We start from the raw sequence: 12,513 nt of genomic DNA, 5'->3' as shown, positions 1-12,513 counted from the left end.
GCCGGGGCGGACCGTTAAAAACGCTACGATTCTACCCTTTGCCCCCGGAAATACCGCTGATGACGTCCCCCGGAACCCTGCATGTGGTCGCCACGCCGATCGGCAACCTGGCCGACCTGTCGCCGCGTGCGCAGGAGGTGCTGCGTGGCGTGGCCGCGATCTGCGCCGAAGACACCCGCCACACCCGCCAGTTGCTCGGCCATTTCGGCATCGACCGCCCGCTGCTGGCCCTGCACGACCACAACGAAGAAGCCATGTCCGAGCGCATCGTCGCGCGCCTGCGCGAGGGCGAGTCGCTGGCCATCGTCAGCGACGCCGGCACCCCGCTGGTCAGCGACCCCGGCTTCAAGCTGGTGCGCGCCGCGCGCGCGGCCGGGATTCGGGTCAGCCCGGTGCCTGGCGCCTGCGCCGCCATCGCTGCGCTCAGCGTGGCCGGCCTGCCCAGCGACCGCTTCAGTTTCGAAGGATTTCTGCCCGCCAAAAGCGCTGCCCGCCGCGAACGCCTGGCGCACCTGGCCGGGGAGACCCGCACCCTGGTGTTCTACGAATCCTCGCACCGCATCGTCGACTCGCTGGCCGACCTGCGCGGGGCCTTCGGCGACGACCGCCCGGCGGTGATCGCCCGCGAGCTGACCAAGCTGTTCGAAACCGTGCTCGACGGCACCCTGGCCGAGCTACAGGCCAAGGTCGAAGCCGACGACAACCAGCGCAAGGGCGAGTTCGTGGTGATGGTGCAGGGCGCCGCCGACGCCGCCGAAGGCCAACTCGCCGAAGGCCGCCGCGTCTACGCCAAGCTCGCCGAGCACCTGCCGCCGTCCACGGCCGCCAAGCTGGCCGCCGAGCTGACCGGTGCGCCGCGCAAGGCGTTGTATGGCGGGTAGGTTTGCCATCGCAGGAGCACGTTTACGTGCACTGGGATTTTTCTCGGTAAGGCCTCTCGCGCCCGGGTGCGCTCCTACCGGCAATGGCGGGGCTGGCATCGCTGCGCCGTTCTGCAAGGTGGCGATAGCGTATAGTGCGCCCCGGCGGAGTCGGCCAGACAGTCGCGTCACTCGCAAGAGTGCCGAGGAAAGTCCGGGCTCCATAGGGCAAGGTGCCAGGTAACGCCTGGGCGGCGCAAGCCGACGGAAAGTGCAACAGAAAGATACCGCCTACGTTCCTTTCGAGGAGCCGGTAAGGGTGAAATGGTGCGGTAAGAGCGCACCGCGAGTCCGGTAACGGACCGGCACGGCAAACCCCACCTGGAGCAAGACCAAATAGGGATCCATTGGCGTGGCCCGCGCTGGATCCGGGTAGGTTGCTTGAGCGCTGCGGTGACGTAGCGCCTAGACGAATGACTGTCCACGACAGAACCCGGCTTATCGGCCGGCTCCGCCGCCTTTTTTTGGGCGTAGGCCCAAAATAAAGGCGCCCACGCTTTGTACCGCCGTTGGCGGTACAAAACGCGGGTCCCGCTCCGGGCATGCCAGAACCCCGCGGCTATCGCCGCGCCCCCTTGACTCAAGGGGGCTTGCACTCGGTGAATTATCCGGTGCGTTCAGCCTTTTACGATCAGCGCGATTTTTGATGCTTCGATCTTTGTTGCTTGGCTTGGGCTTTGCCCTCGCGGCTGACATTCGCTTCGCCTGCGTTGACGTTGGCGCTTAGCCGAACGAGCGGGTGAACAGTTCGTCCAGGGCGTCGATGATGGTTTGGCCCTGGTTTTTCAGGGAGCCTGCAGGTTTGCTGAGCACTGCCAGCGGCACCGAGGTCATTTCCAGGGGTTGCAGGATGACGGGTTGGCCGGCCACCGTGAGTTCCGGGGTGAAGCGGGAGGGGGTCGGGGAGTGGTTGGACTTTCGGACCAGGGGCACGACAACGCGGCGAGGTGAGGCGTCGAAGATCTTTGACTGGACGACGACCACATAAGGGATGTTCTTGTTCTGGCCGACGTTCGCGTAGACATCGAACTGGCCGGTCATAGCGTGGAGAACTCGTCTGCGAAGGAGCCGTGCGCTTCGGTGTAGGTCTTCCATTCGCCTGCAGCGCGCTGCAGCTCCATTGCTCGGGCGCTGTGGCTGTCGCGTTCTTTTGTGACGTACTCGGCCAGCAGTTCCTCGACCTTTGCCGACAGGTTGCCAGTCATCGCCCGTGCCTGCGCGGCCAAGTCCGAGTTGATGGTCAGGTTCAGTGGCTTCTTTTGCGCGGAACTATCGTAATAACGGCTCATGAGCAGTCTCCAGTGGAGTATGCGCACGCTATGCGCATGATTGCGGATTGTCAATGCGTGCCGGCGATGTCCAGTCGTGTTTCGCCCTGGAAGATCCCGTTTGGTCCAAAGCGGCGTTCGTGGATGAAGCCGCGGCCTTGCTGGTCCACCGCCACGATGGTGATGGCGCGCGTGCCGTAGCTGGCGCCGGTGATGAAGGCAGCCGAGAGCAGGCGTTCGGTGGCCAAGTCCACCCCGGTGTGGGGAAGCGCGGCGTCGAGTGCGATGGCAGGGTTGCCCAGGGCGGTCCACAAGGGTTGCAGGTCGTCGCTGTCGGTGGCGCACCAGTGGTGCAACGTATTAGTCAGTGCGGCGGTCTTGGGCCACTGCGCGTCCAGCGGGCCGTTGGACATGCCATGGATGCCGGGCGCCAGCGTGCGGGCAAATGGCGGGTGGTTGCTGAGGTGCTCGCAACGCTCGGCATCGCACAGCAATAAGTTGAAGGGCGGGAACTCATGCGCGGCCGCTGCCAGATCGCTGGCGTAGGCCGCGGCATCCAGGCTGCCGGCCAGGTAATCGGCAATCAGATGACCCCGCGAGCGCCCGGACGCTGTGGCGAGCGGGTCGCGCACGTTGGTCACCACCGCGACGCGGCCGTGGTTGCCCAGGCCTACCCAGCTGCCGCCCGAGCGTAGGTCGCGGCCCGCCAGCACGCCGTCGGCCGGCGCCGCCCAACGTGCCAGCGGCGCGGTGGGGCGCTCGTGGAATTCATCGCGGTTGCCCGCCAGCAGCAAACGCCAGCGGGGGTGGGCTTTCCAGGCGAGAGCGACCAGACACATGCCGCCGATTGTCGCCGGTTTGCGCAGTCATGACGTGTAGCCGGCTCAATGTGAAGTGAGACCACGGTCGAGTCTACATGGCCTTCACACCCCTGAACTTTTGTTCAATCTCAAAATCTGAGACGAAACAGCAACTTGTGGATAACCTTTGAACAAGTCTCTAAAGAGTGCTGCAACTCATTGATGCAACTGGCGATTTGTGGCCTCCAAAGTTGTTGACAACCTTCGGCGCACTGCTAAGGTGGGCAACGGAGGGAAAACCAGGTGTTTTGTGGTTTTTCGTGGTTCAATGATCCCCCAGCGGGTATTCGAGGTTGCATTCGGTGTTTCAGGGCGAGACTGCCATCACGGTGGACGACAAGGGGCGTATGGCGGTGCCAACCGCGTACCGCGACCTCGTCACGCGTGCGAGTGGCAACCGCCTGGTACTCACCTACAACCCGTTCGAAGCCGGATGTCTGTGGCTGTATGCGGAAAAGGAGTGGGAGCGGGTGCGTGACGATGTGATGTCCAAGCCCAATACCCAGCGCGTGGTCCGCACGCTGCAGCAGAAACTGGTGGGTTCTTCCGCAATGCTGGAGCTGGACGCCAACGGCCGTCTGAGCATCCCGGCCAGCCACCGCAATGCGGTCGGCATCGAGAAAAAGGCCGTGCTGCTGGGCATGGGCGACAAATTCGAACTCTGGAGCGAGCAGGCACATCGCGCACTGATCCAGCAGACATTGTCTGACGGGGATCTGGGCGATGAATTGCTCGATCTCAGGTTGTGAGCCGGGGTGCCCGGATGCGCGGTGAAGCGCAGCCCGGTCACCCGGTGTCGCAGCCGCCGGCAGCCCATGTGCCGGTGCTGTACACGCAGGTTCTGGATGGCCTGCAGGTGATCGAAAACGGAACCTATCTCGATGGCACGTTCGGGCGTGGCGGACACGCCCGTGGCGTGCTGCAACACCTTGGCCCGGGAGGTCGACTGCTGGTGATGGACAAGGACCCCGACGCGATCGCGGTGGCCGAACAGGCGTTCGGTGGCGATGCGCGCGTGTCCATCCATCGCGGCAGCTTTGCCGGTCTGGGCCAGGTGGTCGCTGCGGCAACCGTCGACGGCATCCTGCTGGATCTGGGCGTGTCCTCGCCACAGCTGGATGTGGCCGGGCGCGGTTTCAGTTTCGGCAAGGACGGCCCGCTGGACATGCGCATGGACCCCGATGCCGGCCAGAGCGCGGCCGAGTGGCTGGCGCACGCCAGCGACCGCGAGATTGCCGATGTGCTGTGGACCTATGGCGAAGAACGCCAGAGCCGCCGCATCGCACGTGCCATCGTGGCGCGCCGCGCCGAACAGCCGCTGCTGCGCACCGCGCAGCTGGCCGACCTGATTGCCTCGGTGATGCCGCGTGGCGACAGCAAGACCCATCCGGCCACACGCAGCTTTCAGGCGATCCGCATCTACATCAACCGTGAGCTGGACGATCTGGAAGCCGGCCTGGATGCCGCCCTGGGCGCGCTCAAGCCCGGCGGCCGCCTGGCGGTGATCAGCTTCCACTCGCTGGAAGACCGCATCGTCAAACAATTCATGGCCCGCTACGCCAAGGCCCCGCCAAGCAACCGCCGCCTGCCCGAAGCGCAGCCGTTCGTGCCGACGCTGCAACTGGTGACCGGCGCAGTCAAAGCCGACTTCGACGAGTTGAGCGTCAACCCGCGCGCGCGTAGTGCGGTGTTGCGGGTGGCCGAGAAGCTGGAAATGGAGAATCGGGAATCGGGAATGGGCAAAGGCAACAGCGCCGCTGCTTCCCGATTCCCGAATCCCGAATCCCGATTCCTGGCGTCTCCCAACGGAGACGCCGCATGAGCCGCCTGCTGCTCATCGTGCTGCTCGCCTGCAGCATCGCCTCGGCGATCGGTGTGGTGTACATGCGCCACATGCATCGCAAGTTGTTCGTGCAGTTGTCCAAGCTCGAACACACGCGTGATGAATTGAATATCGAATTCGGCCGGCTGCAGCTGGAGCAGGCCACCTGGGCGGAAAGCAATCGGGTCGATCAGGTCGCGCGTGCGCGCATCGGGATGAAGTTCCCGGAGACCAACGACATCGTGGTGGTGCGCCCATGACACAACGGCAGGATAGCCGTTTTGCACGGCGCAGCCGCCTGCAGGGTGGCGCACACGGAGGTACGCCATGAAGGCCGGCCGCAACCGCGCGCGCAGCAACTTCAACCTGCGTGGCCGCCTGACGCTGGTCGGTATCGCGCTGGGCCTGTGCTCGGTGACGCTGATCGGCCGCGCGGCGTTCGTGCAGTTGGTCAATCGCGATTTCTATCAGCGCCAGGGTGAGGCGCGTTACCTGCGCGAGCTGCCGATCGCCACCTCGCGCGGCATGATTACCGACCGCAACGGCGAGCCGCTGGCGGTGTCCACGCCGGTGGAGTCGATCTGGGTCAATCCGCAGGAACTGCTGCGCAATCCGGACCGCATTATCGAGCTGGCCAAGGCGCTCGGCCAGCCGCTGGACGAGTTGAACGCCAAGCTGGCGCAGAAGGCCGGCAAGGAATTCATGTACCTGCAGCGCCGGATCAATCCGGACAAGGCGCATGCCATCGTGGAGCTGAAGATTCCCGGTGTGTTCTCGCAGCGCGAGTTCCGTCGCTTCTATCCGCAAGGCGAAGCGATGGCCCATGTGCTGGGCTTTACCAATATCGACGACCGCGGCCAGGAAGGCCTGGAGCTGGCCTTCGACGAATGGCTGCGCGGCAAGCCGGGCTCCAAGAAAGTAGTGCGCGATGCGCGCGGCGCGATCGTGGAGAGCGTGGATCTGGTGCGTCCTGCGCAGCCGGGCAAGGACCTGACGCTGAGCATCGACCGCCGCATCCAGTTCCTGGCCTACAAGGAGCTGCGCAACGCGCTGGTCGAAAACAACGCCGCTGGCGGGTCGATGGTGGTGATGGACGTGGCCACCGGCGAAGTGCTGGCGATGGTCAACCTGCCGACTTACAACCCCAATTCGGTCACCGGCATCAATCCGTCGGCGCGCCGCAACCGCGCGGTCACCGATCTGGTCGAGCCGGGTTCGACGATGAAGCCGCTCACCGTGGCCACCGCATTGACTGCCGGCGTGGTGACCAAGGACACCATCATCGACACCAACCCCGGCTACATGGCCGTGGGGCGCTTCACCATCCGCGATGTGCCACGCAACAACGGCGTGCTCAACGTCACCGGCGTGATCACGCGCAGCTCCAACATCGGTGCGGCCAAGATTGCGGCCAAGGTGCCGGATCAGACGTTCTATCAGTCGATCCGCAATTTCGGTTACGGCAGCGCGCCGCATAGCGGTTTTCCCGGCGAATCGTCGGGCGTGGTGCTGCAGCCGGCGCGCTGGAGCGGCCCGTCCAAGACCACGATGTCGTACGGCTATGGCCTGTCGGTGACGCCGCTGCAGATCGCGCAGGCGTACGCCACGCTGGGCAACGGCGGCAAGCTGACCCCGCCGACCTTCGTACGCGGCCAGCACAACGAAACCCGCCAGGTGGTCACGCCTGAAGTGGCGCGCCAGGTCATCGACATGATGGAAACCGTGGTCACCCAGGGCGGCGCCAAGGGCGCGGCCATCCTGGGCTATCACGTGGCCGGCAAGACCGGTACCGCGCGCAAGAACGGCGCCAACGGCTACGAGCGCGGGCATTACAACGCGCTGTTCGCCGGTCTGGTGCCGGCCACGCGCCCGCGCTTTGCTACGGTCATCGTGATCAACGATCCGCAGGGCAAGGTGTACTACGGCGGCCTGGTGTCGGCACCGGTGTTCCACAAGGTGATGGAAGGCGCGCTGCGTCTGATGGACGTGCCGCCGGACGACATCCAGTCGTGGCTGGCCGCGCAGGCCGCCGGCAAGACCGGGCAGCCGATCGCCAAGCCGCAGCCGCCCGAGCTGGACCCGGCATTGATGCCGGATCCGGTGGATGAAGTGTCTGCCGGTATTCCCACCGCACTTGCACCTGCCGCGCTACCCGCGCCGGCCCAGCCCGCACCGTTGCAGGAGAGCCGCCAGTGAGCCGCTCCATGCCGCTGTCGCAGCTGTTGCCGGACGTGCCGCTCGCGCACGACGTGCAGGTCTCGGGTCTGGTGATGGACAGCCGTGCGGTGCGTGCGGGCGATGCCTTCGTGGCGATCGCCGGTTTCGGCGCGCATGGTCTGGGCTTCGTCGAACAGGCGCGTGCCAATGGCGCAGCGGCGGTGTTGTTCGAGCCGCCAGCGCCTGCCGAGTTGCCGGCACCGGCCGATGCGATCGCCGTGCCTGGTTTGCGCGCGCGCCTGGGCGCGATGGCCGATCAGTTTCATGGCCAGCCCTCGCAGGCGCTGCGCATGATCGGCGTCACCGGCACCAACGGCAAGACCTCCACCGTGCAGTTGCTGGCGCAGGCGCTGACGCTGCTCGGCACCCCTGCCGGCACGCTCGGCACCCTGGGTGTCGGCCTGTATGGCAGCGCCGTGCCGACCGGTTTCACCACGCCGCTGGTGCTGCCCACGCATGCGTTGCTGGCGCAATTGCGCGATGAAGGCGCGCAGGCCGTGGCGATGGAAGTCAGCTCGCACGCGCTCGATCAGGGCCGCGTGGATGCGGTGCATTTCGACGTGGCGGTGTTCACCAATCTCACCCGCGACCATCTCGATTACCACGGCGACATGGCGCAGTACGGCGCGGCCAAGGCCAAGCTGTTCACGCGCGCTGGATTGAAAGCAGCCGTGGTGAATCTGGACGATGACTTCGGCCGCACTCTGTTCGCAGCGCTCGACCCGGCGCTGCGCGCGATCGGTGTGAGTTCGCGCGCGCAAGCCCAGGCAGCGGTGCGTGCGCAGGCGCTGCAGCTGGATCACAACGGCATCAATTTCGCGTTGCATATCGACGGCCACGTGCATCCGGTGCACTCGCCGCTGCTTGGCCGCTTCAACGTCGATAACCTGCTCGCGGTCGCCGGCGCGTTGTCTGCGTTGGACATCGCGCCGGCACAGATTGCTGAAGTGCTTGGTCAGCTGCAGCCGATCCACGGCCGCATGAATCGTCTCGGTGGCGCGCATGGCGCCCCGTTGGTGGTGGTGGACTACGCACACACGCCCGACGCGCTGGAACAGGCATTGGCCAGCCTGCGTTCGCATGCGCAGGACCGGCTGATCTGCGTGTTCGGCTGCGGTGGCGAGCGTGATACCGGCAAACGCCCGCAGATGGCGGCGATCGCCGAGGTCAATGCGGATGTAGCGATCGTCACCGACGACAACCCGCGTGGCGAAGATGGCGATGCGATCGTGGCCGACATCCTGCGCGGCTTTGCGCGTCCGGATGCGGCGATCGTGCAGCGCGATCGCGCCGCGGCGATCCATCAGGCCATCAGCATGGCCGGTGCCTCCGACATCGTGCTGATCGCTGGCAAGGGCCACGAGCCGTATCAGGAAGTCGCCGGCGTGCGGCATGCCTTCGACGACGCCATCGTGGCGGCGCAGGCCTTGCTGCCGCGCACCGTGCTGGGAGTGCGCGCATGAAGCTCACTCCGTTGTCGTTGATCGCCCACTGGGCCGGCGGCGAGTTGCACGGCGACGACGCCATGATCGACGCGGTCGGCAACGACACCCGCACGCTCGCCAACGGCAGCCTGTATGTGGCGCTGCGCGGCGAGCGTTTCGATGGACACGACTTTGCCGCAGACGCGGTGGCGCAGGGCGCCAGTGGGTTGCTGGTGGATCGCCTGCTGCCTGCGCTGAGCGTGCCGCAGGTGCTGGTGGAAAACACCGAACTCGCGCTGGCGCGTATCGCCGCCGGCATGCAGCGCGACCGCGCCACGCGCGTGATCGCGTTGACCGGCTCCAACGGCAAGACCAGCGTCAAGGCCTTGTTGCTGTCGATCCTGGAAGAGGCCGGGCGTGTCGATGGCACCACCGTCTACGCCAATCCGGGCAACCGCAACAACGAAATCGGCCTGCCGCTGGCGGTGATCGCCGCGCCGGACGATGCGGATGTTGCGATCTACGAAATGGGCGCCGGCAAGCCGGGCGATATCGCCTATCTCACCGACATCGCGCAGCCGCACGTAGCCCTGGTCAACAATATCGCACCCGCCCATCTGGAACGCCTGGGCAGCCTGCTCGGCGTCGCCCGCACCAAGGGCGCCATCTACGCGGCATTGCCGGCCGATGGTGTGGCGGTGATCAATGCCGACGATGCCTTCGGCGCCTGGTTCGAGCAGCAATTGCATGCGCAGCCGGTGCACGGGCGCCGCGTGTTGCGTTATGGCTTGCAGGCCAGCGCCGACCTCACTGCACGTGGGCTACGGCTGCAGGACGGTGGTGCGCAGTTCACGCTGGTGACGCCGCAAGGCGAAGCGCAGATCGCGCTGCCGTTGCCGGGCCGCCACAACGTGCTCAACGCGTTGGCTGCGACCGGGCTGGCGTTGGGCGCGGGCATTGCATTGCCGATTATCGCGGCCGGTCTGGCGCAGGCGCGCCCGGTGGCCGGTCGTCAGATCGCACATACGCTGCCCAGCGGCGCGGTGCTGATCGACGACAGCTACAACGCCAATCCAGGTTCGCTGGATGCGGCCATCGACACGCTGGCTGCCGCGCCGGGCGCTGGTTGGCTGGTACTCGGCGACATGCGCGAACTCGGCCCGGAAGGCAAGGCATTGCATGCCGCCGCCGGGCGTCGCGCACACGCGGCCAAGCTGCAGCGGCTGTACGCGTTGGGCGAGCTCAGCGCCGCCGCCGCGCAGGCGTTCGGCGATGGCGGCCGCGTGTTCGCCACTCATGCCGCGCTGGTCGCGGCGTTGCAGGCGGATCTGGCGCAGGTCGCCGTTTCGCCGACTCAAACGCAGGAATCTTCTTCGATGCACGAACACACCGGTGCGGCGGCGCAGACTGCCGCCACCACGGCTCAGGTCCCGCCCACGTTGTTGGTGAAAGGCTCGCGTGGCAGTGCGATGGATCGCATCGTCGCCGCGTTGCTCGCAGCGGCGGAGGACACTTCCCATGCTGCTTGAGTTGGCCCGTTGGCTACAGCAACTGGAGAGCCTGTTCGGGCTGTTCAACTATCTGACCTTCCGCGGCATCCTAGCGGCGCTGACCGCGTTGTTCCTGTCGTTGTGGATGGGCCCGGCGGTGATCCGCAAGCTGGGCCAGTTCAAGGGCGGCCAGCCGATCCGTCAGGACGGCCCGCAGACGCATTTTTCCAAGGCCGGTACGCCCACCATGGGCGGCTCGCTGATCCTGTTGACGGTGACCTTGTCGGTGCTGTTGTGGGGCGATCTGCGTAACCGCTATGTGTGGTTGGTGCTGGCGGTGATGCTCTGTTTTGGTGCGATCGGTTGGTATGACGACTGGATCAAGATCGTGCGTCGCGACCCCAACGGCCTGAAGTCGCGCTGGAAATATCTGCTGCAGTCGATCTTCGGCCTGGCTGCCGGCCTGTTCCTGTACTACACCGCCGATGTGCCGGCCGCGATCACCTTCTACATTCCGATGTTCAAGGCGGTGGCGTTGCCGTTGGCCGGCGTGAGCTTTGTGGTCATTGCCTACTTCTGGATCGTCGGCTTCTCCAACGCGGTGAACCTGACCGACGGCCTGGATGGTCTGGCGATCATGCCCACCGTGCTGGTGGCCTGCGCGCTGGGTGTGTTCGCGTATGCCTCGGGCAACGTGGTGTTTGCCGAATATCTGAAAATCCCGCTGATTCCCGGGGCCGGCGAGCTGATCATCATCTGCTCGGCGATCGCCGGGGCAGGGTTAGGGTTTCTGTGGTTCAACACTTATCCGGCCATGGTGTTCATGGGCGATATCGGCGCGCTGTCGCTGGGCGCAGTACTCGGCACCATCGCGGTGATCGTGCGTCAGGAACTGGTGTTGGTGATCATGGGCGGCGTGTTCGTGATCGAAACGCTGTCGGTGATCATCCAGGTCGCCAGCTTCAAGCTGACCGGCAAGCGCGTGTTCCGCATGGCGCCGATCCATCACCATTTTGAATTGAAGGGCTGGCCGGAGCCGCGCGTGATCGTGCGCTTTTGGATCATCTCGGTGGTGCTGGTGCTGATCGGCCTTGCCACGTTGAAGGTGCGCTGATGAACGACAACGCGCGTCAAGCCACTCGACTCGAAGCCATCGGCGGCCGCTACGACCCGTGGCTGCTCGGCGCCGCGGCCACGCTCGCCTCGCTGGGCGTGGTGATGGTGGCATCCAGCTCGATCGAACTGTCCGACAACCCGTTCTATTACCTCACTCGCCATCTGCTGTTTCTGGGCATCGGCATTGGCCTGGCGTTCTGGGCGATGCGGACCGAGCTCAAGACCATCGAGCAGTACAACCAGGTGTTGCTGCTGGCCTGCTTCGGTTTGCTGATGGTGGTGTTCGTGCCGGGCCTGGGCAGCAGCGTCAACGGCGCCAAACGCTGGATCAATCTGGGCGTGTCGAAATTCCAGACGGTGGAAGCGGTCAAGGTGCTCTACATCGTGTGGCTGTCCAGCTACCTGGTGCGCTTTCGCGACGAGGTCAATGCGACCTGGCCGGCGATGCTCAAGCCGCTGGGCGTGGCGATCGCACTGGTCGGCCTGCTGCTGATGCAGCCGGACTTCGGTTCGTCCACGCTGTTGCTGGCGATCACCGCCGGCATGCTGGTGCTGGGCGGGGTGAACCTGCCGCGCATGTCGATGCCGATCGTGTTCGGCCTGCCGGTGTTCGCCTTCATCGCGATCCTGGAGCCGTACCGCCTGCGTCGTATCACCTCGTTCCTGGATCCATGGGCTGACCAGCTCGGCTCCGGCTACCAGTTGTCGAACGCCTTGATGGCGGTCGGCCGCGGCCAATGGACCGGCGTTGGTCTGGGCGCCTCGGTGCAAAAGCTCAACTACCTGCCCGAAGCGCATACCGATTTCATCTTTTCGGTGATTGCCGAAGAGCTCGGGTTTGTCGGTGTGTGCGGGGTGATCTCGCTGTACGCGCTACTGGTTGGCCGCGCGTTCTGGCTGGGCATGCGCTGCGTGGAAATGAAGCGTCATTTCTCGGGCTACATCGCCTTCGGTATCGGCTTGTGGATCAGCCTGCAGAGCTTCGTCTCGGTGGGCGTGAATCTGGGCATCCTGCCGACCAAGGGCCTGACCTTGCCGCTGATTTCCTCCGGCGGTTCGTCGGTGCTGATGACCTGCGTGGCGATGGGCTTGTTGTTGCGCGTGTCCTACGAAATGGATCGCGCCGAGCGCCTGCGCAGCAAGTTGTCGCCGCAGGGTGCAGGCGCGCCGTCGACTGAGCCTGCCGAGCCGGTGGTCGACTCAGTGCCGCCGGCGTATGCGCCAGCGCGCAAACCGCAGCGCGATACCGTGGCTGCCGCTGCGCCCGCACCCGCACCCGCACCGGTCGCTGCAGCATCGGTGGCGCCGGCATCGGCCATCCTGCGCGGCACCAGCCGCATGCAGCCGCGTGTGGAACCGACGTTCGGGAGGATCGCGTGAGTAATAAGCACGCCAA

Annotated in this window: 12 protein-coding genes and 1 other RNA gene; 10 read left to right on the top strand and 3 right to left on the bottom strand. The window is 65.5% G+C overall.

Going from position 1 to position 12,513, the window contains the following annotated elements; genetic code table 11:
• Nucleotides 1–59: 59 nt before the first annotated feature.
• Both rsmI and rnpB read left to right on the top strand, forming a co-directional pair.
• Complete coding sequence (gene rsmI, locus AC1PLU_RS18730; protein ID WP_481106955.1) at nt 60–881, top strand: 16S rRNA (cytidine(1402)-2'-O)-methyltransferase; 822 nt, start codon at nt 60–62, stop codon at nt 879–881.
• Between the two features lie 146 nt (nt 882–1,027).
• An RNA gene (gene rnpB / locus AC1PLU_RS18725) (RNase P RNA component class A) lies at nt 1,028–1,377 on the top strand.
• A 266-nt stretch (nt 1,378–1,643) separates the two neighbouring features.
• On the opposite strand, the gene AC1PLU_RS18720 is transcribed toward rnpB, so the two are convergent.
• Genes AC1PLU_RS18720 through AC1PLU_RS18710 form a run of 3 tightly spaced genes read right to left on the bottom strand, consistent with a single transcriptional unit; the run spans nt 1,644 to nt 3,027 of the window.
• Nucleotides 1,644–1,961 (bottom strand): CcdB family protein, encoded by a 318-nt coding sequence (locus AC1PLU_RS18720; protein WP_481106954.1) that lies wholly within the window; start codon nt 1,959–1,961, stop codon nt 1,644–1,646.
• Nucleotides 1,958–2,209, bottom strand: coding sequence for a type II toxin-antitoxin system CcdA family antitoxin (locus AC1PLU_RS18715; protein ID WP_481106953.1), 252 nt, complete (start codon nt 2,207–2,209; stop codon nt 1,958–1,960). The genes AC1PLU_RS18720 and AC1PLU_RS18715 overlap by 4 nt, the downstream gene beginning before the upstream one ends.
• A 50-nt stretch (nt 2,210–2,259) precedes the next feature.
• Nucleotides 2,260–3,027 carry an NRDE family protein gene (locus tag AC1PLU_RS18710; RefSeq protein WP_481106952.1) on the bottom strand — a complete coding sequence of 256 codons (768 nt, stop codon included), beginning with the start codon at nt 3,025–3,027 and terminating at the stop codon, nt 2,260–2,262.
• Nucleotides 3,028–3,341: 314 nt separating this feature from the next.
• On the opposite strand from AC1PLU_RS18710, the gene mraZ reads away from it, so the two are divergent.
• The 8 genes from mraZ (at nt 3,342) to ftsW (ending at nt 12,497) form a co-directional block, all read left to right on the top strand.
• Nucleotides 3,342–3,797: a division/cell wall cluster transcriptional repressor MraZ gene (gene mraZ / locus AC1PLU_RS18705; RefSeq protein WP_095574949.1), complete on the top strand. Its 456-nt coding sequence runs from the start codon at nt 3,342–3,344 to the stop codon at nt 3,795–3,797.
• A 14-nt stretch (nt 3,798–3,811) separates the two neighbouring features.
• A complete protein-coding gene (gene rsmH, locus AC1PLU_RS18700) occupies nt 3,812–4,870 on the top strand; it encodes a 16S rRNA (cytosine(1402)-N(4))-methyltransferase RsmH (RefSeq protein WP_481108554.1) in 1,059 nt (352 codons plus the stop codon).
• Complete coding sequence (gene ftsL, locus AC1PLU_RS18695) at nt 4,867–5,130, top strand: cell division protein FtsL (protein ID WP_005991913.1); 264 nt, start codon at nt 4,867–4,869, stop codon at nt 5,128–5,130. The genes rsmH and ftsL overlap by 4 nt, the downstream gene beginning before the upstream one ends.
• A 67-nt stretch (nt 5,131–5,197) precedes the next feature.
• Nucleotides 5,198–7,066 carry a peptidoglycan D,D-transpeptidase FtsI family protein gene (locus tag AC1PLU_RS18690; RefSeq protein WP_481106951.1) on the top strand — a complete coding sequence of 623 codons (1,869 nt, stop codon included), beginning with the start codon at nt 5,198–5,200 and terminating at the stop codon, nt 7,064–7,066.
• A gap of 8 nt (nt 7,067–7,074) precedes the next feature.
• On the top strand, nt 7,075–8,550 hold the full coding sequence (locus tag AC1PLU_RS18685; RefSeq protein ID WP_481108553.1) for a UDP-N-acetylmuramoyl-L-alanyl-D-glutamate--2,6-diaminopimelate ligase: 1,476 nt from the start codon (nt 7,075–7,077) through the stop codon (nt 8,548–8,550).
• The gene (locus AC1PLU_RS18680; RefSeq protein ID WP_481106950.1) at nt 8,547–10,040 is read left to right on the top strand and encodes a UDP-N-acetylmuramoyl-tripeptide--D-alanyl-D-alanine ligase; all 1,494 of its coding nucleotides are present in this window, start codon (nt 8,547–8,549) and stop codon (nt 10,038–10,040) included. The genes AC1PLU_RS18685 and AC1PLU_RS18680 overlap by 4 nt, the downstream gene beginning before the upstream one ends.
• Entirely contained in the window at nt 10,030–11,115 is a 1,086-nt protein-coding gene (gene mraY, locus AC1PLU_RS18675) for a phospho-N-acetylmuramoyl-pentapeptide-transferase (protein WP_023902725.1), read from the top strand. The genes AC1PLU_RS18680 and mraY overlap by 11 nt, the downstream gene beginning before the upstream one ends.
• Entirely contained in the window at nt 11,115–12,497 is a 1,383-nt protein-coding gene (ftsW, locus tag AC1PLU_RS18670) for a putative lipid II flippase FtsW (protein ID WP_481106949.1), read from the top strand. Before mraY ends, ftsW begins: the two co-directional genes overlap by 1 nt.
• Nucleotides 12,498–12,513: the final 16 nt, after the last annotated feature.

The sequence above is a fragment of the Xanthomonas sp. NCPPB 2933 genome (assembly GCF_056725225.1).
This window is presented reverse-complemented; position numbering and strand designations above follow the sequence as displayed.

Coding starts and splice junctions, on each gene's coding strand:
- rsmI (WP_481106955.1), top strand. CDS start 60: ATGACGTCCCCCGGAACCCTGCATGTGGTCGCCACGCCGATCGGCAAC.
- AC1PLU_RS18720 (WP_481106954.1), bottom strand. CDS start 1,961: ATGACCGGCCAGTTCGATGTCTACGCGAACGTCGGCCAGAACAAGAAC.
- AC1PLU_RS18715 (WP_481106953.1), bottom strand. CDS start 2,209: ATGAGCCGTTATTACGATAGTTCCGCGCAAAAGAAGCCACTGAACCTG.
- AC1PLU_RS18710 (WP_481106952.1), bottom strand. CDS start 3,027: ATGTGTCTGGTCGCTCTCGCCTGGAAAGCCCACCCCCGCTGGCGTTTG.
- rsmH (WP_481108554.1), top strand. CDS start 3,812: ATGCGCGGTGAAGCGCAGCCCGGTCACCCGGTGTCGCAGCCGCCGGCA.
- ftsL (WP_005991913.1), top strand. CDS start 4,867: ATGAGCCGCCTGCTGCTCATCGTGCTGCTCGCCTGCAGCATCGCCTCG.
- AC1PLU_RS18690 (WP_481106951.1), top strand. CDS start 5,198: ATGAAGGCCGGCCGCAACCGCGCGCGCAGCAACTTCAACCTGCGTGGC.
- AC1PLU_RS18685 (WP_481108553.1), top strand. CDS start 7,075: ATGCCGCTGTCGCAGCTGTTGCCGGACGTGCCGCTCGCGCACGACGTG.
- AC1PLU_RS18680 (WP_481106950.1), top strand. CDS start 8,547: ATGAAGCTCACTCCGTTGTCGTTGATCGCCCACTGGGCCGGCGGCGAG.
- mraY (WP_023902725.1), top strand. CDS start 10,030: ATGCTGCTTGAGTTGGCCCGTTGGCTACAGCAACTGGAGAGCCTGTTC.
- ftsW (WP_481106949.1), top strand. CDS start 11,115: ATGAACGACAACGCGCGTCAAGCCACTCGACTCGAAGCCATCGGCGGC.